The organism is Paraburkholderia sp. GAS199 (assembly GCF_050436585.1).
In the GTDB taxonomy this organism is placed as follows: domain Bacteria; phylum Pseudomonadota; class Gammaproteobacteria; order Burkholderiales; family Burkholderiaceae; genus Paraburkholderia.
The window spans coordinates 215,813-238,211 of the sequence record NZ_JBNDMM010000004.1 but is presented as its reverse complement, the minus strand read 5'-3'; the positions used below and the strand labels follow the sequence as shown (position 1 = coordinate 238,211).

Annotated in this window: 16 protein-coding genes; 5 read left to right on the top strand and 11 right to left on the bottom strand. The window is 63.8% G+C overall.

Going from position 1 to position 22,399, the window contains the following annotated elements:
• Positions 1 to 122: 122 nt before the first annotated feature.
• Entirely contained in the window at positions 123 to 527 is a 405-nt protein-coding gene (gene arfB / locus P3T18_RS17960) for an alternative ribosome rescue aminoacyl-tRNA hydrolase ArfB (RefSeq protein WP_429301311.1), read from the bottom strand.
• Between the two features lie 144 nt (positions 528 to 671).
• Between arfB and P3T18_RS17955 the strand changes: the two genes are divergently transcribed.
• Positions 672 to 1,316, top strand: a complete 645-nt coding sequence (locus tag P3T18_RS17955; protein ID WP_429301310.1) for a VC0807 family protein — start codon at positions 672 to 674, stop codon at positions 1,314 to 1,316.
• Positions 1,317 to 1,407: 91 nt separating this feature from the next.
• Here P3T18_RS17955 and P3T18_RS17950 read toward each other — a convergent pair whose 3' ends face one another.
• Genes P3T18_RS17950 through recC form a run of 3 tightly spaced genes read right to left on the bottom strand, consistent with a single transcriptional unit; the run spans position 1,408 to position 10,612 of the window.
• Entirely contained in the window at positions 1,408 to 3,540 is a 2,133-nt protein-coding gene (locus P3T18_RS17950; RefSeq protein WP_429301309.1) for an AAA family ATPase, read from the bottom strand.
• Positions 3,537 to 7,226 carry an exodeoxyribonuclease V subunit beta gene (gene recB / locus P3T18_RS17945; RefSeq protein ID WP_429301308.1) on the bottom strand — a complete coding sequence of 1,230 codons (3,690 nt, stop codon included), beginning with the start codon at positions 7,224 to 7,226 and terminating at the stop codon, positions 3,537 to 3,539. The genes P3T18_RS17950 and recB overlap by 4 nt, the downstream gene beginning before the upstream one ends.
• On the bottom strand, positions 7,223 to 10,612 hold the full coding sequence (recC, locus tag P3T18_RS17940; protein ID WP_429301307.1) for an exodeoxyribonuclease V subunit gamma: 3,390 nt from the start codon (positions 10,610 to 10,612) through the stop codon (positions 7,223 to 7,225). The genes recB and recC overlap by 4 nt, the downstream gene beginning before the upstream one ends.
• Positions 10,613 to 10,814: 202 nt before the next feature.
• Here recC and P3T18_RS17935 point away from each other — a divergent pair, with 202 nt between their 5' ends.
• Entirely contained in the window at positions 10,815 to 13,298 is a 2,484-nt protein-coding gene (locus P3T18_RS17935; RefSeq protein WP_429301306.1) for an FUSC family protein, read from the top strand.
• Between the two features lie 132 nt (positions 13,299 to 13,430).
• On the opposite strand, the gene P3T18_RS17930 is transcribed toward P3T18_RS17935, so the two are convergent.
• The 3 genes from P3T18_RS17930 to P3T18_RS17920 all read right to left on the bottom strand — a co-directional run bounded on the left by P3T18_RS17930 (position 13,431) and on the right by P3T18_RS17920 (position 14,823).
• Positions 13,431 to 13,640, bottom strand: coding sequence for a hypothetical protein (locus tag P3T18_RS17930; RefSeq protein ID WP_429301305.1), 210 nt, complete (start codon positions 13,638 to 13,640; stop codon positions 13,431 to 13,433).
• A gap of 124 nt (positions 13,641 to 13,764) precedes the next feature.
• On the bottom strand, positions 13,765 to 14,205 hold the full coding sequence (locus P3T18_RS17925; RefSeq protein ID WP_429301304.1) for a YciI family protein: 441 nt from the start codon (positions 14,203 to 14,205) through the stop codon (positions 13,765 to 13,767).
• A gap of 132 nt (positions 14,206 to 14,337) precedes the next feature.
• On the bottom strand, positions 14,338 to 14,823 hold the full coding sequence (locus P3T18_RS17920) for an Lrp/AsnC family transcriptional regulator (protein WP_429301303.1): 486 nt from the start codon (positions 14,821 to 14,823) through the stop codon (positions 14,338 to 14,340).
• A gap of 312 nt (positions 14,824 to 15,135) precedes the next feature.
• Here P3T18_RS17920 and P3T18_RS17915 point away from each other — a divergent pair, with 312 nt between their 5' ends.
• Positions 15,136 to 15,642, top strand: coding sequence for a cysteine dioxygenase (locus P3T18_RS17915; protein WP_429301590.1), 507 nt, complete (start codon positions 15,136 to 15,138; stop codon positions 15,640 to 15,642).
• Positions 15,643 to 15,690: 48 nt separating this feature from the next.
• On the opposite strand, the gene P3T18_RS17910 is transcribed toward P3T18_RS17915, so the two are convergent.
• The gene (locus P3T18_RS17910) at positions 15,691 to 18,330 is read right to left on the bottom strand and encodes a mechanosensitive ion channel family protein (protein ID WP_429301302.1); all 2,640 of its coding nucleotides are present in this window, start codon (positions 18,328 to 18,330) and stop codon (positions 15,691 to 15,693) included.
• A 205-nt stretch (positions 18,331 to 18,535) separates the two neighbouring features.
• On the opposite strand from P3T18_RS17910, the gene P3T18_RS17905 reads away from it, so the two are divergent.
• Positions 18,536 to 19,978 carry a DUF6538 domain-containing protein gene (locus P3T18_RS17905; RefSeq protein WP_429301301.1) on the top strand — a complete coding sequence of 481 codons (1,443 nt, stop codon included), beginning with the start codon at positions 18,536 to 18,538 and terminating at the stop codon, positions 19,976 to 19,978.
• A gap of 14 nt (positions 19,979 to 19,992) precedes the next feature.
• Here P3T18_RS17905 and P3T18_RS17900 read toward each other — a convergent pair whose 3' ends face one another.
• From P3T18_RS17900 to P3T18_RS17890, 3 genes are read right to left on the bottom strand one after another with little or no spacing between them, the layout of a single operon-like run.
• Positions 19,993 to 20,463 (bottom strand): hypothetical protein, encoded by a 471-nt coding sequence (locus P3T18_RS17900; RefSeq protein ID WP_429301300.1) that lies wholly within the window; start codon positions 20,461 to 20,463, stop codon positions 19,993 to 19,995.
• Positions 20,464 to 20,485: 22 nt separating this feature from the next.
• Positions 20,486 to 20,752, bottom strand: coding sequence for a pyocin activator PrtN family protein (locus P3T18_RS17895; RefSeq protein WP_429301299.1), 267 nt, complete (start codon positions 20,750 to 20,752; stop codon positions 20,486 to 20,488).
• Between the two features lie 4 nt (positions 20,753 to 20,756).
• Positions 20,757 to 21,077: a pyocin activator PrtN family protein gene (locus tag P3T18_RS17890; RefSeq protein WP_429301298.1), complete on the bottom strand. Its 321-nt coding sequence runs from the start codon at positions 21,075 to 21,077 to the stop codon at positions 20,757 to 20,759.
• Positions 21,078 to 21,571: 494 nt separating this feature from the next.
• Here P3T18_RS17890 and P3T18_RS17885 point away from each other — a divergent pair, with 494 nt between their 5' ends.
• Positions 21,572 to 22,132, top strand: a complete 561-nt coding sequence (locus P3T18_RS17885; RefSeq protein WP_429301589.1) for a potassium channel family protein — start codon at positions 21,572 to 21,574, stop codon at positions 22,130 to 22,132.
• Positions 22,133 to 22,399 lie beyond the last annotated feature (267 nt).

Below are 22,399 nucleotides of genomic sequence, written 5' to 3'. Positions count from 1 at the left end.
GGCGGTCAGGCAGTGGTGAACTAGCCGCGGTCATGCGCGTGTTGAATGGCGCTCGAGCCTGCGGCGAAACACATGACCGCGACACGTCGAAACGCGAGCGCGATCCAGATTTCGCAAGATGCTCAGTCGTCCACCCGTCCGCGTCCGGATTTGATTTCGCTCCGTTTGGCCTTGCCGTCGAGCCGACGCATATTGGACGCGCGCGTAGGCCGCGTCGCCACGCGCGGTTTGCGCGTCACGCTGACGCTCTCGATCAGCTCGTCGAGCCTGGCCAGCGCCGCGGCGCGATTCATTTCCTGCGTGCGATGTTCCTGCGCCTTGATGATCACCACGCCGTCGCGCGTGAGCCGATGATCCGACAGCGCGAGCAGCCGCATCTTCAACACTTCAGGCAGTGACGATGCCTGCACGTCGAAGCGCAGGTGAATCGCGCTCGACACTTTGTTGACGTTCTGACCGCCCGCTCCCTGCGCGCGCACTGCAGTCAGTTCGATTTCGTTCGGCGGGATCGGATAGCGAGAGGTCATGACGGACGGGTTGATTACTCAATGGATAGCAAATGAAGACTTCGCCGATTATCGGCTATCGGCCGCGCGAGCGAACACGAAACTCGTTGCCAGGGTGCGGCCGGCTCGCCGATACTGCGATTTTCGCCCGATCCGTATAGTCCTATGAAACTGCGTCCAGGCTTCGTGCTCGAACTGGCCGTCAACTTTTTGCTCCCCTGGCTCGCCTACCGTTTCACGCTGCCTCACCTGGGCGAGACGGGCGCGCTGATTGCCTCGGCGGTTCCGCCGATCGTCTGGAGCCTGATCGAACTGGCGCGCTTTCGCCGCGTCGACGCGCTCAGCATCATGGTGATTGCCGGCATCGTGCTATCGGTCGCGGCCATGGCGGTGGGCGGCAGTCCGCGCATGTTGCTGCTGCGAGAATCGCTGGTGTCCGGCGCAGTTGGCGTGGTGTTTCTTCTGTCACTGCCGATGCGCCGTCCGCTGATCTTTTACCTCGCGCGCGCCACCGTTGCCCGCGAAATGGAAGGCGGCGCGGCGCGCTTCGAGAAGCTCTGGCAGGAACGCCCGGCGCTCGTCAGCGCCATGCGTCTGATGACGCTGGTCTGGGGCGTCGGACTCACCGGCGAAACCGCGCTGCGCGCATGGATGGCGCTCACGTGGCCGATCGAGCGCTTTCTCGTGATCTCGCCGTTCATCGGCTACGGCATTTACGGCGCGTTGACGCTATGGACGCTGTGGTATCGCAAGACCATGCGCGGCCGCGTCGAAGCGCGCGTGCAAACGGATGCGGCCGCGAGCGGATAACGCTGGGTCAGGCGAACGGCGCACCCGGCCTCGATCCGAACGCGACGGTTCGCACTGAATCGGGCTGAGCCGCTCGCGCTCACACATAACATCACACTGCCTGACCCCACTCCTCCGCGATTCGCGCCGCCAGTCCCGAGTCGCGTTGAGTCGGCGTGGCGATGGCCTGCGCCAGCACGGCGCGCGTGCCGATCACCTCGACCCTTTCGCGCGCCCGCGTGATCGCCGTATAAACGAGTTCACGCGACAACACCCGGCTGAATACCGACGGCAGCATCAGCACGGCATGCTCGAACTCGGAGCCTTGCGACTTGTGGACCGTCAGCGCGAACGCCGTGTCGTGCGGCGGTAGTGCCGCCGGCGACACCGCCCGCAGACCGCCGTCACCGGTGCGGAAATACACGCGCAGCGCGCCGCCCGCGCCGGGCAGCGCAATGCCGATATCGCCGTTGAAAAGACCGAGGGCGTAATCGTTGCGCGTCACCATGACGGGGCGCCCGGCGAACCACTGCGCGCCGACCGCGAGCGTGACACCCGCCGCGCGTCGCACCTGGGCCGACATCACGGCATTCACCTGATCGACGCCGCGTTGCCCGGAGCGCGTCGCGCACAAAATACGGAAACGGTTCAACGCGTCGAACAGACGCAACGGATCGGGCGTGTCCGACGCCAGCACGTCGCGAAGCGCTTCCGCGTAGGGCGCAAAGCCGGCCGCAAGACGCGCGACCGTGCGCTCGGCGAGCGTGACATGCGTATCTTCGTGGAGCGCCGCCGCCCAAGGCTCGGCGGGATCTTCGGTGGGATTGATATGCAGGACCTCCAGCGCCGCCTGCGCGGACCCGTTGCGGATCGCCAGCGAGAGCCGGCCGATGGGCGACTCCAGACCGAAGCGGTAATTGCGCTCCAGCCAGACCACGCAATCGGCGAGCGGCGTCTGGCCGGCCATGGGCTGCGATGCTTGCGGCGGCGAATTCCAGGCAGGCCCGGAGGCGCTCGGGAAAAGCTCGTCCTCGACAGGCGCAAGCTGCGCGAACAGATCGTCGGGTGGCGCCGCGCTGTGAGACGACGCGTCGACGGAATGGCTATCCCGCTCAATTGGCGACGAAGCGGGCGACGAAGCCGGCGTCGACACCGACGGCAGCGCCCCGGCAAGCTTCGGCAGATCGATGCGAAGCGCGTCGGCAATGTGCCGCAAGCCGTCCTGCGTGAAGCTCGGCCGCGCGCTGAGTTCGGCGAACACGGCTCCGGCTTCGACCGCGGCCAGCTGGTCCTTATCGCCCAGCATCACGAGACGCGTCTGCGGCGCGATGGCGTCGAGCAGATGCGCGGCCATCGCGACGTCGATCATCGAAGCCTCGTCGATCACCACGACGTCGTACGGCAGCGGATTGTCGCGATGATGCCGGAAGCGCCCGCCCGGCCCCGAACCCAGCAGCCGGTGCAAGGTGTACGACGTTTGCGGCAGACGCGCGGCGAGTGCGGGCGGCAGATCGCCTGCGCGTGCCAGCAAGGCTTCCTGCATGCGCTGCGCCGCCTTGCCGGTGGGCGCGGCAAGCGCGATCCGCAGATCGGCGTGCGCATCGAGCAGACAGGCCAGCACGCCGACCACGGTCGTCGTCTTGCCCGTACCCGGACCGCCGCTGACGATGGTGAGCCGCCCCGAGAGCGCCATCACCGCGGCGACGCGCTGCCAGTCGACCTCGTCGTCGCGAAGCGGACCGAAATAGCGCAACAGACGCTCGTGCAGCAGACGCGGCGACGCGTCCGATTGCTCGCGAATTTCCGTTGAAGACTCACCGCCCGCATGCGCGACCAGCGAGCGCGCGAGGCGTCGTTCGTAATCGTAGTAACGCGCGAGATAAAGGCGGCCCTGCGCGTCGACGACGAGCGGGCGCAACGCCGCCGCGCTTTCGGTGCCGTCGCTCGCGAGGCCGCTCGCGAAGAGTGCTGCGCGCACTGCGCCGCTCGACGCCTCGAAGCGCCGCGCCAGCATACGAAGCGGCACGCACACGTGTCCTTCGGCGGTCGCGCGGCTGGCGGCAAACGCTGCGCGCGTGGCCCATTCGACCGCTTCGGGAGACGCGCCACCGCGCTGCGCCAGCACGCCGATGCGCCGCGCGAAACCTTCCGCGAGCGCCGTGCCGAAGTCGGCCGGCGCGGGCGCGTTCACTTCGATGTCGTCGAGTTCGGGCGGCAGGTTCGGAGTCTGATCCAGCGTGCTCATGCGACACCCCCGATCATCGCCGCATCCAGCAGCGCGACGAGTTCGAACGCGGGCCGCCGTCGATGCACGCCTGCGGGTCCGTCGGCGTCGTGCCACGACGGACGCACGCCACGCACGAACAGATACAGATAGCCGCCGATGTGCGTGTCGTAGTCGTAATCGCGCACGCGGGTTTTCAGATAACGATGCAAGGCAACCGTGTAAAGCAAAGCTTGCAGGTGATACGCATGACTCGCCATCGCCGCTTCGAGCGGCGCGGCGGCATAGTGCCCGGCCGTGTCGCCCAGATGGTTCGACTTCCAGTCGACGATCCAGAAGCGGCCGTCGTGTTCGACGATCATGTCGATGAATCCTTTGACGAAGCCGCGCAGCACGCCGGGTTCGAGTGCGACGTCCGGATAGCCGTGCTCGATCAGCAACTCGCGCAAGCCGGGAAAATCGAGCGAAGGCGCCGCGAACAGGAACTCCATTTCGTTCAGACGCCGGCGCGGATCCAGATTGGCAAGCGCCATGCCGGGCTGCAATTCGGTGCCGACCACGTCCGCGATCAGGTTGTGCATCATGGCCGGCAAGCGCGCGGCAAGCTCGGGCGCGGCCGGCGCGGGACGTTCGCGCAAGGCGCCTTCGATTGCCTTGGGCCAGCTATCGGGCCGCGTGAAATCCGCGAGTTCGAACATGCGGTGCAGGCAATCCCCCGCCGCCGCGCCGCGCGGAAAGCCGAGGATGTCGTCCGCGGCATAAGGTACGGCCTGGACAGTGGACAACGGCGCGTGTGCCGTCACGTCGGCGATCTCGTCGTGATCCGGACGCACCTCTTCGACCGGCGCGGGCGCTTCCTCGGCCTTGCTGCCGGCCGCGATCAAACCGCTGAAGCTCGCCATGCGCCACTGGTCGCGCAAGGAACGGCGGCTTGTGCGCGCCTGCATCCGCGCGCCGCTATCCTGCAAGCTCTCCAGCGGCACGCGACGCTCGACGCGCGGCAACGGCTGCAACGCGACCGGTCCACCGCCGAGCGCCTGCCAGCTGGCCGCAAGGGCCGCTTCGTCGGGCGGGTCGGTCAGCCAGTTGTCGAACCGATGACCGTTGCCGCCGACCAGCCAGTTCAGCACGCTGCGCCGCGACTCTTTGGTGGAGCGCGACGACAGATACGTGCCCGCCACCAGATAGCAGCGATACACGGCCCGCGTGAGCGCCACGTAGACAAGCCGCGCGCGCTCCGCTGCCTGTTCGCGCGTGGCGTACAGCGACGCGCGCTCCGCTTCTTCGTCGTTGCAGCCGTAATGCAGCACCGCGTCGCCGCTCTCGTCGTGATACTCGCGCGCGTCGGGCAGACCGGAAGACGGCGGATCGCGCAGCGCGCCATCGTTCAGGAACGGGCAAAACACCACGGCATATTCGAGACCCTTCGACTTGTGGACGGTCACGATCTGCACGAGATTGCGGTCGGATTCGAGACGCAGTTGCGCGTCTTCGCCACCGCCTTGCGCACGTTGCGCGGCGAGCCAGCGCAAGGTGGGCGCGATGCCCGGTTGCGTGGCCGCGCGCGCCTGCACAAGTTCGGCCAGATGATTCACGTTGGTGAGACGCCGCTCGCCATCCTGCCCGGCCACCAGCCGCTGGGCGACGCGCAACTCACGCATGAGCGTGCGCCACATCACCGCGAAACCGCGTTCATGCCACAGCGTGCGATAGCGGGAAAAACGCTCGACCCAGCCCATCGCGTCGGCGGCATGAGCGGGATCGTCGGCCGGCGCGGGTGCGTCGGCTACCTGCTCCAGACGCCAGAGCGCGGCGGCGTCCATGCCGAGCCAATCCGTGGCGAGTGCCGCGCGCAAGCGGCGCAGATCGCCTGGCGTATCGACGGCGGCCAGCACGCGCTCGATCTGTTCGGCGTCGAGCGTGGCGAATACGGAGGCCTGCGCGAGTTCGACGCTGCCCACGCCCCACGCCGCCAGCACGCGTTTGATCAGACTGCCCTGCTTGTGGGTCTGCACGAGCACGGCGATGTTGCCCGGCGCGAGCGGCACGTCGCCGATCGTCACCGAGCCTTCGCGCGCGCCGCGCAAGAGCCGCACGATTTCCGCCGCGCACGCTTCGCTCGCCGCGCGCTGCGCGTCGCGTTTGGTCAGCGCGGCTTCGCCTTGCGGCAAGGTCCAGATGCGGAAGTCGCCCTCGGCCGCAGCGGGATCGACGAGCGGCGGTCTGCGCCGCTCGCCTGCGCGTACCGGCTGATAGTCGAGACCGTCGAGCACGAAAGCCTGGGCATTCGCTTCGAAGAGGCGGTTGCAGGCCTCGACGATCGGCGCCGTCGAACGCTGGTTGACCGCCAGCGTGTAGCACGCCGAAGCAGCCGCGCGCGCGGCCAGATAGGTATGCAGGTCGGCGGCGCGAAAGCTGTAGATCGCCTGCTTCGGATCACCCACCAGAAACAGCGGTCCGGCCGGCGCAAAAATGCGGCTGAAGATCGCGAACTGTAGCGGGTCGGTGTCCTGAAACTCGTCGATCAGCGCGGCGGGATAACGCGTGCGCAAGGCATCCGCGAGCCAGGGGTGCGCTTCGAGCGCACGGTAGAGGTTGGACAGCAGGTCGTCGAACGAGACGACGCGCCGCGTGCGCTTGCGCGCGACCAGTTCGCCCGGCGCATAGTCGAGCCAGCCTTGCACGAGTTCGAGCCAGCGCGTGCGTTGCGCGGCCTCCGCCGCGACCACCGCAGCGGCCAGGTCTTCGGCGTGCGCGAAGAAGGCATGCTCGGGCGGTTCGAACTTGACCTTGGTGGCTTTCTTCAATGCCGACGCCGTCAGCTTCAACGCCGCACGCGGCGGCGGCGCGTGACAGTCGCCCTGCGCGAAATAGTCGGCCCACGCGGCAATCGCCGCGCTCACGAGTTCGGGCTTGTGCGAGGTCTTGCTGAGCCTGTCTTGTGCCTCGCCGAGCAGACGCACGATCGTGTCGCGTTCGGCGTGCCAGAGTTCGCAGGCGGCGTCGAACGCGGCACGCGGATCCACCGCGCCGGCCGCCGCGACACTGCCCCAGCGCAACAACGCCAGCGGCTTCTTCAGACGCCGCGCGAGTTGCTCGTCGAGCGAGCCGGGACCTGCGCGGCGCGCGACCAGCCAGGCAGCGAATGCGGGATGCGCGTGCGCGACCGGTTCGACCTGTTCGCGCCAGAAATCGGCGGCCATTTCGAAACGCAGCGCGGCGTCGTCGGCTTCCATCTCGAACGCAAACGGCATGGCCGCGGCGAACGGCGCTTCCTGCAGCGCACGCTGACAGAAGGCGTGGATGGTGTGAATCGCGGCCTGGTCGAACGTGCGCAGCGCGCGCCGGACGACCTTCAACGCGTCGTCACGCTCGATCCCGCGCTGCGGTGCCAGCGTGGTTTCGAACAGACGCTGGATGAAGGGATCGCCACCGTCGTCACCGGTTTCGATGGCGCGATGCAATTCCGCGAGACGGCCGCGAATGCGCTCGTGCAGTTCGGCCGTGGCCGCCTTCGTGAACGTGACGACCAGAATCTGGTCCGCGTTCAGGTTCTTTTCGAGCAACAGACGCACGTACAGCGCGCAGATGTTCCAGGTCTTGCCCGTCCCCGCCGACGCTTCGATCTGGTTGACGCCGTCGAGCGAACAGGCGAAGACATCGAGTTCTTCGGCCACCAGCGCGTGATTCGACACGGCGCCGCTCATGACACGCTCCGCAGATGGTGCGTGAGCGGTTTGAAGACGATCGCGGCAAGACTGCCGAACGGTTCGTCGAGCGTGAGCGGTGTGCCGCGCAATGCGATACGCAAGGCAGGGTCGTCGGACTCGCCGCGCACGCGGTCGTTGATCCAGACGCCTTGCGCGGCCGAGTCGCTTTCGCTCACCTTCACCCAGGCGCTCTTCGGGAAAAACCGTAACGGCATCCGGCGCCCCGCTCTGAACAGCGCGGCCAGCGGCGCGAGTTCGGCGAGCGGCGCGGCGACCGGCGTGAGTTCGAAGCTCTCGCCGCTGCCATGCCAGACCGTGCGGCGTGGGCCATCGGGCAGCGCCGCGCAATACACCAGATGCGCGAGCCACGCGGACAGATAATCGCGCGCGGTAGGTTTGGCGTAGCGGAAGATCACTTGTCCCGTTTCAGTCAGCAGATTCAAGGTGCCGTGCAGTTGCAGCGGCGTTTGGGCGTTCTCGCGCAAAGCGGCGTCGTGCGGACCGAACAGCGTGCCGGCGATGTCGCTCGGATCGGGCCAGCGCGGCGCGATGTCGAGCACGAACGGCAGACGCCTGACTCCGCCCGCTACCTCGCGGCGCACGCTGTCGGCGAGCTGACGTAGCGCGCCCAGTTCGCGCGAGCGCCACACCGCGCCGGTCGCGCCGCCCGGCAACTCCGGACTCGCGGCCGCGACCCGGCGCACGCGTTCGTAAAGGACCTCGTCGGACTCGTTGTCGAGCAGCACGGGCAGGAGGCGCTCGGCCAGCGCGTCGCGCCCCGCGTAATCGAGGTCGAACGGCTCGGTATCGAGCAGTTCGCCTTGCGCGTCGGAGAGCACGATGCCCAGCCGGTCGCGCAATAACGCTCGCGCCGGATGACGCCAGAAGCGCACGAATTCGTCGAACGCGACAGGTGCCGCGTCTTCGGCGGGTAAAGGCCGGTCGAAAAACGGCGCGGCCGCCGCATGCTGGGGCGCCGCCAGCAGACTCGCCAGTTCCGCGCGATCCATGTCGTAGGTGAAAAGGCCGCGCTCCGACGAGAAGTAATCGGACGCGAAAGCCTGCAAGGGATGCTCGACGATAAACGCCTGACGCGCCGCTTCCAGGTCGGCCGGACTCGCGCCTTCCGGCGCCGAGATCTGCGCGAGATAGTCGAGCAGTTCGTCGACCAGCGCCGCCGGCGGCAGCGGCGCGTTGTCGCGAATGCTACGGCCCGTGTAGGCGATCAGCAGACGGTCGCGCGCGGCCAGCAGCAGGTCGAGGAACAGGTTGCGTTCGTCGTCGCGGCGTTGACGGTCGCCGGCTTTGCCGAAGGCTGCCATCAGGTCGAACTCGTCGGCGCGGGCGAGACTCGGCAGCACGCCGTCGTCCATGCCGAGCAGACACACCACCCGAAACGGCAAGCCGCGCAAGCTGGTGAGCGAGGAGAACGTCACGCTGCCCCAGGGCACGCCGCCCCGCGCGGGGTCGTCGAGCGCTTCGGTGAGCGCGCCGCGCACCACGGCGGCGGGCAACGCGACGTCTTGCGCGCCGGCGCGCATCGCGTCGCCCATCTGGTCGATCGCGTCGCGCACGGCGGCGAGGTAGTCGGCAAACTCGACGCCGCCGTCGAAGCACTGCGCCAGCGTTTCGAGCAGCAGCTGGGTCCACTGCGCCGGCGTGCGGTCGACCGCGCAGCGTTGGGCAAACGCATCGATGTCGTCGACGAAACGCGACAGGCGGCCGAGCAGTTCGGCGTCGGAGCCGTCCGCGCCTTCGACCGGCAGCCACGCGTCGACGGGTTCGCCGCCGTCCGGCATCGCATAGCCGAGGTACAGACGCGTCAACGCGTCGGCAAAGGTGTGGCGTGCCACCGGCACGTGTTCGCCGAGCGGTTCGACCGGCGCGAGGCCGCGCCGCGCGCCGGCTGCCGCGAGCCACTCCTGCGCGGCTTCGAGCGCGCTCGCGTCGATTCCGTAGCGCGTCGCCACCGCGTCCACCCGCAACCACTCGATCAGTTCCGGCGCCCCCACGCTGCGCTCCGGCAAGGCCAGCCAGTCGAGCACGAGCCGCGCCACCGGATTGGCCTGCGACGGCGGCAAGCCGGTGATCCGGTAGGGAATGCGCCGGGTGTCGCCGTGCGGCGCCGTGCCGAACACCGCGTCGATCAACGGGCCCGCCGCGGCGAGATCGGACACGGCCACCAGCACGTCGGACGGCTGCAGGTCGTCGAACTCGTCGAACCAGCCGAGCAGACGGTCGTGCAGCACCTCGAGTTGCCGCGACAGGCTGTGGCACACGTGCACCTCGATGCCCTGCTCGAGCGGCGGATCGTCGGCGAGGGTTTCGGGGCGCAGGTCGAGCATGCCGTTCTGCACGGCGGCGAGCCAGCTGGGCGCCGGGTTTTCGGTGAAGTCGCCGGTCTCGCCGGAGGCGGCGCTTTCGGTCAACTCGTGCAGCATGTGCAGTTGCGCCTGGGTCTGACGCCCCCACTCGGCGAGCAACGGATGACCGACTTCCTGATAGTCGAGCTGACCGGCCGCGTCGAGCGTTTCGACACGGCCTTCGCTGACCACGTCGAACCAGAACTCGCGGCACGGGTTCATGACGTACAGACGCACGTCGACCCAGCGCGACAGTTCGCGCAGCAGCGCTACGTGCAGCGGCGGCATGGTCGGCAGCGCGAACACGCTGACCGCCTCGGGCCAGTCGGCCCTGGCGATCGCGTCGAGGTCGAGCGTGCGAATTTCGTCGAGGAAACGATAAGCCGGCGGCAAGGCGGCCGCCGACGTTTGCGCACCGCCCTGCGCTTCATTCGAGCCGGCCAGTTCGGCCAGCACCGCGCGCCACAGCGCGGCCTGCCAGCGCTCGTCTTCGCGCGCCGATTCGCTGGCGCCGACGAGACGCGGCCCGCTTTCGTTCGCCGCGCCGCCCGCGAAGATCGAGCCGCCCTTCTGCCATTGCAGCAGCCATTCGGGGCGATACGTCAGGTAGTGATCGAGCACGGTGGCCACGCGGCGCGCGAGCTCGTAGCGCATGGAGGCGTCCGCTGCATCCAGATAGGTACGCAGACGCGGCGAGGCATTCCACGGCAGGTTTTCGTCGGGGTCGGCGAGCAGGCGATAGCAACGCCACACCAGCCGGTCGGGCGCGAACGGCGAGTGCCTCGGCACTTCGATCACGCCGCCGATCTGCGCCCACAGCCACTGCGCGAGATAACCGAAGCCGACATTCGCGCAGATGCCCTGGCGCGTGGCGATATCGAGTTCGAGTCGACGCCGCACAGCCGCGCTCGGCACGATCACGGGCTGCGCAGTCCACGGGTCGGACGGCGCTTGCGCCAGGTCGTCGAGCAACGCGCCGACAAGGGTTTCGTAGCGGTTCGAATAGAAGAGCTGAAGCATGGATCCGGGAGAAGCGTGCGCCGCATGCGGGACGCCGCGGCAGCAACAGACATTGAAGCGACAGCATAACAAAGGCGCTCACGCCCCAGAACCTGGCCGAACGGACAAGGTCAGATCAGACTCGAAATCAGTTAGACTCGACAGCAGTTGAGTCTGTCCCTTCAACCGCGGTTTTTGTCAGCGAATGGAATCCAGGCAGTCGATGCGCTATTCGGTTGAAATAAAAAAATTCCTCTATAGCCAGTACTTTTATGGCGGCCTGCGCATCGCAGTCGGCGTGTCGTTACCGGCCGTTCTATGCCTGATCGTATTTCACGATCGCGAGCTCGGCTTCACGATCGCGACCGGCGCGCTCGGCGCCTGCGTGGTCGACATGCCCGGCCCGCTCAAGTACAAGCACAACGAGATGCTGGCGTGCACGGTGATCGGTTTCCTCTCCGCGCTCGCCACCGGTCTCGCCACGGTCAACGTGGTGGCCTTGTGGTGTACGGTCGTGCCGCTTACCTTCGTGTTATCCCTGATCGTGGTGTACGGCAACCGCTGGCCGCAGATCAGCTTCGCCACGCTGTTCATGATGATCATGACGCTGGAGGAGCATTTCACGCCCATGCAGGCGCTCGTCAATGCGTCGTGGATTCTGGTGGGCGGGCTCTGGTACACCTACTGGTCGACCTTCGTCAGCCGCTGGATGATGCATCGCATCGAACAGCAGGCGCTGGCCGAGAGCGTGTTCGCCTGCGCCGATTACCTGCTGGCGCGCGCCGCCTTCTACGATCTCGACAACGATCTCGACGAGTGCTACCGCAATCTCGTCGACAAGCAGATTGCCGCGGTGGAGCGGCAGGACGCCGCGCGCGACATCGTGCTGCGCAATCTGCCGAGACTGAAGAGCGGCCGGCTCGAACCGCGCCGCGCCATGCTCTTCAATCTGTTCATCAATACGGTGGACCTGCACGAGCTTTTCGTCGGCGCGCATACGGACTATCCGATGGTGCGCAATACCTTCGGCGGCTCCGATCTGCTGGTGTTCTATCGCGACCTGATCCTCAAGTCCGCCGCCGATCTGGAAGAGATCGGCCTCGCCGTGCTGCAGAATCAGGCGCCGCGAACGCGCGTCAACGTGAAAGCCGAACTGCGCGCGATCGAGTTCGAGATCGACGTGATGCGCAAACACGATCTGCCGCGCAAGGACCCGGAAGCGTATGCGGCGGTGTCGTCCACGTTCCGCCGCATCTGGAGCGCGACGCGGCTGATCGACAAGATGCGCAAGAGTCTTTCGAGCGACGCGCGCATCACCGAAACCGAATTGCGTCTGGACCAGGCGCTGACGCGTTTCGTGTCGAGCCGGCGCGTGCCGTTCGGACAGATTTTCTCCAACCTGACCATGGCATCGCCGAGCTTCCGGCATGCGTTGCGCGTGACCATCGCCGTCGCGGTCGGCTTCTGGCTCGGGCGCCTGCTGCCGCTCACGAACGCCTACTGGATCGTGATGACCACGGTCATCATTCTGAAACCCGGCTATTCGCTCACCAAACAGCGCAACGGGCAACGGATCGTCGGCACGCTGATCGGCTGCGCGGCGAGTATCGCGTTGATGATATTCGTGAAAGAGCCGCACATCCTGCTGGTGGTGATGTTCGCCTCGATGGTGATGAGCTATAGCCTGCTGCTGTTCAACTACACGGCGAGCGTGGTGTTCACCTCCTCTTACGTGCTGCTCATGTTTCATCTGCTCGCGCCGGGCAGCATGCGCATCATCGGCGAGCGCGCCATCGACACCGTGGTGGGTTGCGCGATCGCGATCGCGGCAAGCCATCTTTTCCCGTACTGGGAATACCGGCTGATGGGCAAGCTCGTCAACAACATGATCGGTGCGACGCGGCAGTATCTGGAAGCAAGCTGGTGGTGGAGCGGCAAACCCGCTGCGGCCGTCGCGGCCACGGTAACCGAAGCCGGCGCGTTCGCGCCCGCCGCGGCCATGGCCGACCCGGCGATCGACTTCGCGAAACCGGCGGTGGCCGCGGTGAATGGCGGCTCGGGTGCGACCAACGGGCCCGCGAGCGCCGTGGGCGCCGTGGGCAGCGTGGCGGCCGCGACGAACGGCGACGCGGTCGCGGGCACCACGACGGTCAGCAACGCCACCGCCAGACCCGCCGCGAACGTCTCGCCCGCCGCGGCGGCCGCCGCCACCGCGCTCGACCGCGACTATCGCTACCGGCTCGCGCGCAAGAACGTTCACGTTGCGTTTGCCAATCTCGGTCAGGCCTTCCAGCGCATGATGCTCGAACCGAAATCGGCGCAGAAGTTCGTGCCGGAGTTGAACGGGCTGCTGGTACGCAGCCACGTGCTCGCTTCGCAAATCACCACCGCCGCGCCCTTGCTGCGCACCTCCGCGCAAAACGGCGAAGGCGTATCGCAACAGCCGCTGCAACGCGCGCTCAGCGTGATCCGCGACAACCTCACCGAAGCCGAAGCCGGCAACCCGCCGCCGGCCGATCAGAACGAACAGAACCGGATGCTGACGCGCGAACTGGATGCGATGGTGGTCGAAACGGAGAAGTCGCCGGACTTCTCGGCAGATGCCGTGAACGATATGAAATTGCTCGCTCACCAGTGCAAGCAGATGCTGACGGCGTCGGCGCTGATTCGCAAGGATGCGAGTGTGATCCGCTTGCCGGATCAATGACGCGTGCGGATAGCGCAGTGTCTTGAACTGCGCTATCCGCACGATGCGGTGTGTTTGCCGTGTTGTGCGAAGCGGCTCTGCGGGCGTTTCGTCGTGCCCGCGCTCGCATCTGATGCGAGCGCCAGGCGCCGGCTACTGCGCCGTGCCGCTGGCAGGCTTCGCGGCGGTAGCTGCTGCCGCCGCGTCCGAAGAAATCGACGGGCCTTGTGCGTTCTGACTATCGAAGTCGTGCTTTTCCTTGATCGCGTTATAGAAGAGCGTGGCGATCACCAGCAGTACCGCAACCACGATGAAGACGGCAATGCCGAAGGTCGGATTCTTCTTGCGCGGTGGTTTGTTCATGAGGCGGGCTCGGTTCGCGAAGCAATGGCGAATGGTATCGGAGAAGGCCGCATTCTACGCCCGCGGAGCTTGCATGCGGCTTGCACGCGGCTTGCCCGTCATGCTCACCACTCTAGCTGCCGACTCAAGCGCCCGCCTTCCCTTCGTTCTGCTCGATCTGTTGGCGCAGGCGCGCCTCGTTTTCCTGCAACTCGGGCGTGAAAGCCTCGCCGAAATCCGCCGCTTCGAAGAACGGTCGAATCTCGATGTCCGAGTCGCTCATCATCGGATTGGGGCAACGGCGCACCCATTCGATCGCTTCTTCCATCGACTGTACCTGCCAGATCCAGTAACCGGCGATCAGTTCCTTGGTTTCGGCGAACGGACCGTCCACCACCGTGCGGTCCTTGCCGGAAAACCGCACGCGCACGCCTTTCGAACTCGGTTTGAGTCCGTCGCCGCCGAGCATGATGCGCGCCTTGACGAGTTCTTCGTTAAACCGGCCCATCGCCTCGATGAGTTCCTTGCTCGGCATCTGACCCGCTTCCGATTCAGGGGTTGCCTTGACCATGACCATGACGCGCATTCGCTTTCTCCCAAAAGTGTTTCGAAGAGTGTCCCGAAGAGCATTGGCTGCCTTCACCACTACGACGAACGAAGGCGTCCGGAATCGACAGACGGCAAGCCGACAGGTATTCAGAGGCTCGCCGCGCGCCGGTCACACGAGGCTTCCGCCCGTCACGGCAGGCCGCACCGGCAGCGCCGTCGAATACTTGATCTGCTCCATCGCGAAACTCGAACTGACATCGTATAGCGGCACGGCGGCAATCAGAAGCTTGTAGACGCGGTCGTAGTCGTCGATATCGGAGACCACCACACGCAGCAGATAGTCGGTCTCGCCGCTCATGCGGTAGACCTCCACCACTTCCGGGATGTCCTGAACGGCACGCGTGAAGTTTTGTGCCCACTCCTCGGTGTGCTGATTAGTGCGAACCGCGACGAACACTGTCGTGCCGACGCCGAGCTTGCGCGCATCGCACAGCGCCACCTGCGAGCGGATCACGCCGGTTTCCTTCAGCCGCTGAAGCCGCTTCCAGCAAGGCGTCTGCGAAAGATTGACCTTCTGCGCCAACTCGGCAATCGGCATGGTGGCGTCGGCCTGGAGCAGTTCGAGCAGCTTACGATCGATGATATCCATTCCCATCACACTACCCCTATAGGAAATTATTCTACTTTTGACGATCCGAGGGGAATTATATGGAAACTCTTTCTTCAGGCAAACAGGTATAAATGTGGACAACCAATAATATGCACCGCGCACCGGCGCGGCCACCCGATCATGAGCCAGAACCCACGTTTCGCGTCCCTCGAATCACTCCGCACGAGTTCGCTGCCACGCGCCGGCAGCCGCGCCACTGCGCGTGCGGGTGAGGCCGAAAGCGAGGCCGAGAGCAAAGCCGCCAGCCGCGTCGGACAAAGCGCGCCGTTAGCCCGGCTGTGCGACACGCTCGACGCCATGTTCGAGGCGTGCGCGAAATTCCCCGAGCCCTCGCATTCGACGTTTTTCGCGCGCAGCATGCGGATCGCCCTAGCCGAAGCGGCCGCGAATCCTGCGCTCCTCAGCGAGGCACAGCGCGCAAGTTCGACGGAAAATTACCGGCGTCATCTGCTCGCCGCCGACCCGCACGGACGCTACGCGATCGCCGCACTCGTCTGGCTGCCGCGGCAGGCGAGTCCGGTGCATGCGCATCACACGTGGTGCGGCTATTCGGTGGTAGCGGGCTTGCTGACGGAAACCGTATTCGAATGGGATGGTGCGCGGGATTGCGCGCAGGCGACGCGCACCCAGGCGCGCGAACGCGGCGCCGTGTCGTTCGTGCGCGGCGGACGCAGTGCGATTCATCAATTGAGCAATCGCAGCGAGGCGCCGGCCATTTCGCTGCACATCTATGGCGTAGCCGGGTCGCAAATGGCTACGCACGTCAACGATATCGTGCTCGCGGCAACGCCCGCGCTCGCCTGAACACGGCGCGCTGTTCGCGTCAGACTCGACCGAGCGCGGCGCGCCTCTTCAACTCTTGCCGCCTGCCTCGCCGGCGGTTGGAATCTGCGGCGGAATTGGCGCGGTCTGGCCGGTCGGCGGCGGTGCCGGACGCGGTTCATGCGACACGTCGCGCGCCATCGCCACGCCGCCGTGAGCCGTGCGTAACGGCGGCACCCTGCCACCGTGCTCGTGGCCGTGCTCATTGCCATGCGCCCCCGGACCCGACTCCGGCAGGCCATCTTCCTGTAGCGGCTCGCCCTCGTTGTCTTTCGACGACGTGTACACGCGCATTTGCGGCACCGGAATCTCGATGCCCGCTTCGTCCATCTTGCGCTTGAGCCGCAGATTGAACGCGCGCGCCACGCTCCACTGCTGCAGCGGCCGCGTCTTGATCTGCCCTTTCACGACCATCCAGTTCGGATCGAAGCGGTCGAGCCCCCACACTTCGATCGGCCCGAGCATTTCGCGCCGGTAACGGAAATCGGCCATCAGGTCGGCGCCCACTTCGCGGATCAACTGCGTGATCTGGTCAACGTCGGTCGAGAACGACATACGCACCTCGAACACCGCATAAGCGAAGTCGCGCGACAGGTTCTTGACAATCTTGATCTGCGAAAAAGGAATCGCGTGGATTGCGCCCTGCCCGTCGCGCAGACGCACCGTGCGGATCGACAGATGCTCGACCGTGCCGGCGTGCCCGCCGTCCACGTCGATCCAGTCGCCCACCGAAATCGTGTCTTCGATGATGATGAACAGACCGGTGATCAGATCGGTCACGAGCGACTGCGCGCCGAAACCGATGGCGAGACCGATCACGCCCGCGCCGGCCAGCAGCGGCGTCACGTTGATGCCGAGATTGGCCGCCGTGACGATGCCGGCAATCGTCATGATGGTAACGAGCAGCACGTTGCGCAGCAGCGGCAGCATGGTGCGCGCCCGCATGCTCGGACTGCGCGCCTTGTTGCGCGGACCGCCGGGATTGAGCGCCTCGGTGATGCCCGTGTCGACCAGAATCCACAGCAACCACGCAATGAACACGGTGGCGACGATCGCCGTCACGGCATGGGCAATACCGCGCGCCGCCACGTTTTCTTCGACCACTGCCGCCAGCGACAAACCCCACAAGCGCGCCGCCAGTTCGAAGAAAAACAGCCAGATGAACAGCGTGACCAGCGTGCCGCAAAAGCGCAGCAGACGTGTCAGGTAAGGCGAGCGGCGCCGCGCGCGCGCACTGCGCGGACGCGTGATGCGCAGCACGATGGCCGAGAGAAAAAACGCGAGCACCAGCAGGAGCGCCGTGACGACCGAAATCTGCAGCACGTTTTCGCTCGTGCCCGAGCCGCCCAGCGTGGCGACCACCGATGCAGTGGCCAGCACCAGCACCGGCACGTGCCAGAGCGACGCGAGCACGTCGAAGGCGTCGGTGGCGGCCTTGTGGTTGGTGCGCTGCTCGTAGGGCCGGTTGCGGATCAGGTGCGCGACGGGCCGGCGAAACGCCAGCGCGAAGTAACCGGTGAGCACGGCGGCGGTCATGTTGGCCGCGGTCGAGATCAGCGCGGCGAGATTCGATCCGAGTTGATGCGCGACGTCGTAGTTCACGGCCGCGTCGCCGAGCGCGCCGCACACGCCGACCACGAACAGCACGCGCCGCGCGTGATCGATCAGCAGACGCACGGCGATACGCCGATGCCCCGAGCCGAACAGCGAGAACATGATCAGGCAGATTGCCGAAAACACCGCCCCCGCGACGATCGCGTATGCGACCACCATGCCGAGCGTGCGGCCGAGCGCGTCCGGCATCGCCCGCACGAAAAGCAGCGCGGCGAGAAAGGCCACGATCCACGGGCCGACGCGGCGCAGCGCGAAGATCAGCAGCTCGCGTGTGGTGGGATTCGGATTGAGTCCGGTGACGACACCGAAACGCCGGTACAGCCGGTGCTGCAGGTAAATCAGCGCGCCCGCGCAGGCGCCCCAGCCGGCCAGCATCGCGATCATCGAAAACAGGATGCGGCCGAGGCTTTCGTGACCCTGGCTCGAGATGATGGTGTAAAGCTCGTTGCCCGCCGCATTGAAGCGGCCGCCCCAATAACGGACCGGCGTGCGGCCCTGATGCACGTCGGTTTCGAACGACGCGATACCCGACGCGATCGCGCCCAGCAGCCCGGGGCTCGGTTGCGCGGGCGCGGGCGGCGTGACGTTCTGCGTCACGTCGCGCAGTTTCTTGAGTTGGGCGACGAGCGCGGTGCGCTGACGGTCGTTGTCGAGCGTGGCGATCACACTGTCGAGCGAGCGTTGCATTTCAGCCTGGCTCGCGGGCGACGGCGCGGACGCGGCGTCGGCGGCCGATGCGCCGGAGGCGGCCGCGGCAGGCGTCACCGTGGCGCTGTTGATGAGGCTTTGCAGTGCCGGGATGACCGGCGTGGCCGTGCCGCCGGCCGCCCACGCGGAGGCAGGCACCCAGAGCAGGCACACGAAAAGGCAGCAGACGAGCGCAAGGCGGAGCGAGGCTGCCCACACACTGGACCACGCCGCGACGCGAACGCGGGCGGCGGGGTTTTCATGGCGGCAAGAAACTTGCAAAGCGGCTTGAAAAGCGGCGCGAGTCGCTGGAGAGGCGCCCTTGGACGGCGCGGCAGCGGACTCACGCCACGACGGGCATGACGGCATGGCGATCCGTGAGAAAACGGGAGACGCCAGTGTAGCCGTTGTTGTGCCGCGAGCGACCGGACTTGCGTAACCGAATGTTTCGCGCTTCCCACACGGCACCGCCGTATAATGCTTGGCAGGCAAGGCTAGCCCGTGTTTAAAGGGTATCCAAGCCTCCCGCGTGTTACACAGCTATACCACGTGGTATAGGCGCGTAAGAGAGAATATGGAACATTTGATCCGCAAAGGTGCACGTTATTACTACCGCCGCAGAGTCCCCAAAGCGCTGATAGCGGCCTTGGAAGGCAAGACCGAGATAACCCGCGCTCTCAACACTTCCGACCCGTCTGAGGCCCGCGTACGCTGCCGAAAGGTGGACGTTGAGGTAGACGAGCTATTCGCTCAGGCGTCCAGCGGAGCGCCTCTAGCTGCCGCCCCGGTTTCCACTCGGTCTAAAGACGGTCTTGGGTCAGAGGCTTATGAGAACTATCTGCGGGAACGTGACGAGTACGAGGAGGGGGCGGCGCTAGCACTCCACGAGACGCTAGAGGAACAAGAGGCGTCATGGATCAAGATTGAGGCGCGCCAAGCTAAGGACGCTCGACGCAAAGAGATGGTTCGCGAAGTAATGACCGAGATATTCGCTAAAGTTATTGGGACTGGCGCGCGTATAGAGCATCCAGCCAGTTTGCCGAACGCGGCATCTGCGAAGCCCACAGGAGGCCCAACGCTTGTAGAGGCCCTAGCTGTGTGGGAACGCCGTCGCGCCCCTTCCAAGGCGTCTATCAACATGATGGAGCGCGTTATCGACCTAGCCCGCCGGTCAGGGGTACCGCTGGTCCTTAGTGCAATCACCAAGCAACACGTAACGACGTTCTTGGAATCGATGAATGAGCTATCACGGGCAACGCAGCGGTCCTACCTCTCTCTACTCAAAGCCCTGTTCTCTGCGTGTGTGTCTGAGGACTTCATTGCGACAAATCCGGCAAGTCTCGTAAAGCTAGACGCAGCGAGACAGCGAAGCGTAAAGGCGCGCGTTCCTTTCTCTACGGCTGACCTTAACGTTATCGTGTCAAGTCTCCGCAGCGATAACCCCAAGCCGTCAAATTACTGGCTTCCCTTCGTTTCTTTGTTCACTGGTATGCGAATGATGGAGATAGGTCAGCTTAGGGCTAATGATATAAAAATCGAACACTACACCGATTCGGCCGGCAAGCGTCATAGCGCACCGTTTATCTATGCAACCGACGAGGGCGACGAGCAAAGCCTAAAAAGCCTGTCCAGTAAGCGGCGCATTCCCGTGCATCCGGAGTTAGTGCGGTTGGGGTTCGTGAAATACGCCCGTAGTGTCTCCGGCCAGAATCGGCTATTCCCCGAGCTAACAATGGACAGATATGGACGAATTACCGCGCGCTACTCGCAAGTGTTCAGCAAGCACTTGCGGGAAGTGTGCAAGATCACCGACCCGCGCAAAACCTTCCATAGTTTCCGGCACGGGTTTAAGAACGCCCTCCGAGAGTGCGGCGTATCGGAGCAAGTTAGCGATGCTCTTACGGGCCACACGAGCGGTAGCGTGGCGCGTAGTTACGGGGACGACTATTACCCGCTCCGTCCTCTTGTTGAGGCCGTTGACCAGGTTGCATACCACGGGCTAATACTTCCCAAATAGCGGCCGGTTCCGTACTAATCACACGAGCGAAGCGCGTCCGCTGTGGCCGTCTTATTACCGCGCTCAGCGTCTCTGAGGGTGACCAAGATATCGCAAATCTTAAGACACTCATCTAGTACGCTGAGCAAGTAGTATTGCGCCTCCTTAGCTGCTGCTACCTTTAGCCACGTCTCGCGCAACGGCTCTAGTTGTGTAAGTAATTGCTCGTACCGCTCGCCTGCCGCTTTGTTGACCTCGCGCAACTTCTTATCCTTGTCCGGATCGTAATTTATGTCCACCCTGCGGCGTGCGCTAACGTAAGCCTCCTCCAACGGTTCCCGGATGGTTGTTACCTCATCAAAGCGGGCCGTGAGCATATCCTTATCTTGCTCCAGCTTACGAACACCGTTTCGCGTGAGATTTGGGCGAGACCTTATAGCGTCTACCGCTGTTTTTATTTTGGCTGGTCCGAATTTGGAATAGTCGATATCTCTATCTGTCGTCACGATTGTTCCTTGGCGTAGACGGTCACTTGATACCGCAAAGCTGATTCCGTTCTTTTACTGCTGCCGCACGCTGAGTGTCTATGTACTCAGCTAGGTCCTGTAGGTGTACGCCCTTAGCACATTTCTGGCTTCTTTCTATTCGCACGACGGGTAACGGAATTTCTCCCAAGGAAATCTTACGCTGGAGTTTGTCTAGCTGCAGGTGAGAGAAAAACTGCTGCCTCACCTCCTCCAGTGGTATTACGGCCCGCGCTCCGAATTGGACAAGAAGTAAAAACGCTGTATTCATAGTGCTAGCGTCGCTTGAACATTAAGTCCGCAAATCGTTGACTCGCATCCGGCCCGCTACCGGCTGCGGCCTTCATCTGTTCGTATTCCTTCCGCCCCGCCTCCATCTGCGCATCTAGGTACATCGCCAAGTCCATCATGCCGATAAATTTCGCGGTCCTCCGACTTTTGTCTACCCGTGTGACGGGTAGCGGAATATCTGCGCGCGCGATCTTTTCCAGAAACTTGTCTAGCTCTAGGTGCGAGAAATATTCCCGCCGAACGTCTTCGATTGGTATGGCGACGCGCGGCCCAAATTGAGCCATCAGGATAAGGACAGTTTTCATCACTCCCCCAGGTCAAGGTCTGAGTGTAACCAGCCAGCGCCTCAACCTGCAATGACTTCCTATGGAGTACAGACTATGTGTCAATCTTTTTGGAAAATACACCGACACGCGGATTTCCCACCGTATCTTCTATGCACTGGCGCCAGACACCTCCCCTCAGCGGAAACTTCATGCGCATCCTAAAGTCCGGTGTTTTTTCGCCGTTAAATGTTTAGAGAATTTGAGCTTTCAATTGGCGCGCTAAAACATAGGCCTGCCATGCAGGACCTACAAAATTAGATTTAAAATTCCATTTTGAACAAATCAACGAAACCAACACCCCCGCACATAATGAACAATCTATCAAAGGTTATAATTCGGCGACAATATCGCTTTGGAAAACCAAAAAAGCTGCGATACTAATCTCAACAATTTTAATCGGCGCTCTTTTATTATCAGTAGCCTGTTTTTGCGCGGACTCGCCAAACAAATCACTCGGATTTTATTTGCTCAGCGTGGGAGCGGTGTGTATTTGCTCAGTGCTCTTTTATCTCGTACTCGCCGCAGAAGTTAGCGACGAAGAGATTCCGTACCAGGACGGTGCATTTTGCGCCTTGTACGCCGTAATATTTCTGTTTATCCTCTCTTATTATTCATTTTGTTGGTGGATGCTAGGAAGCTACGGAAGCAAACAATGCGGAGTAGAGTCGTTCTGCGACATTAAGGAAGCGTTTTATTTCTCCGTGGCAACATCAACTACACTTGGATACGGAGACCTCGCCCCAACAACCGACGCGTCAAGAGTCTTTACGTGCATCCAAGCCCTAACCAGTTCATTTTTCGCTATTTTGGCGTTCTCCCTCTTGTTGACTAAGCGGCGAACTGCGGGAACCATAAGCCACGTATTCTTCCGCTTAACGACTCCGAGCAATGGAACCAAGAATACAATGCTCGCAAAGATAAAGAAAGTTCCTTTAGATGAATGGCCTGCAGTCGCAAAGGAAATGAAATCAAGAAGGCAAAAGTTTGAATACTCTTTGAATCAGGGTGTGACGAAGTCTTGGCTTGACGGGTAATATAGCGGACGCTAACCGCCTATATTCATACGCGCGCCGAATTGAAATTGAAGCTTGCGGAGATACAGGATACGATCCTTGGCAAAGACAAGCGCATTGCAGAGCTTGAGGAGGCTTTCGAATCGGAAGATTCCTTGGTGCGGAAAAGCGACGCGATGTACGCGAAAGACGCCAGTCGGGAAGCTGTTGGCATAGCGCACTGCCTCCGTTGCTGGGATTCTGATCACAAGCGGAGACACCCTGCTTCGCTGTTTCAAAATTTCGGGC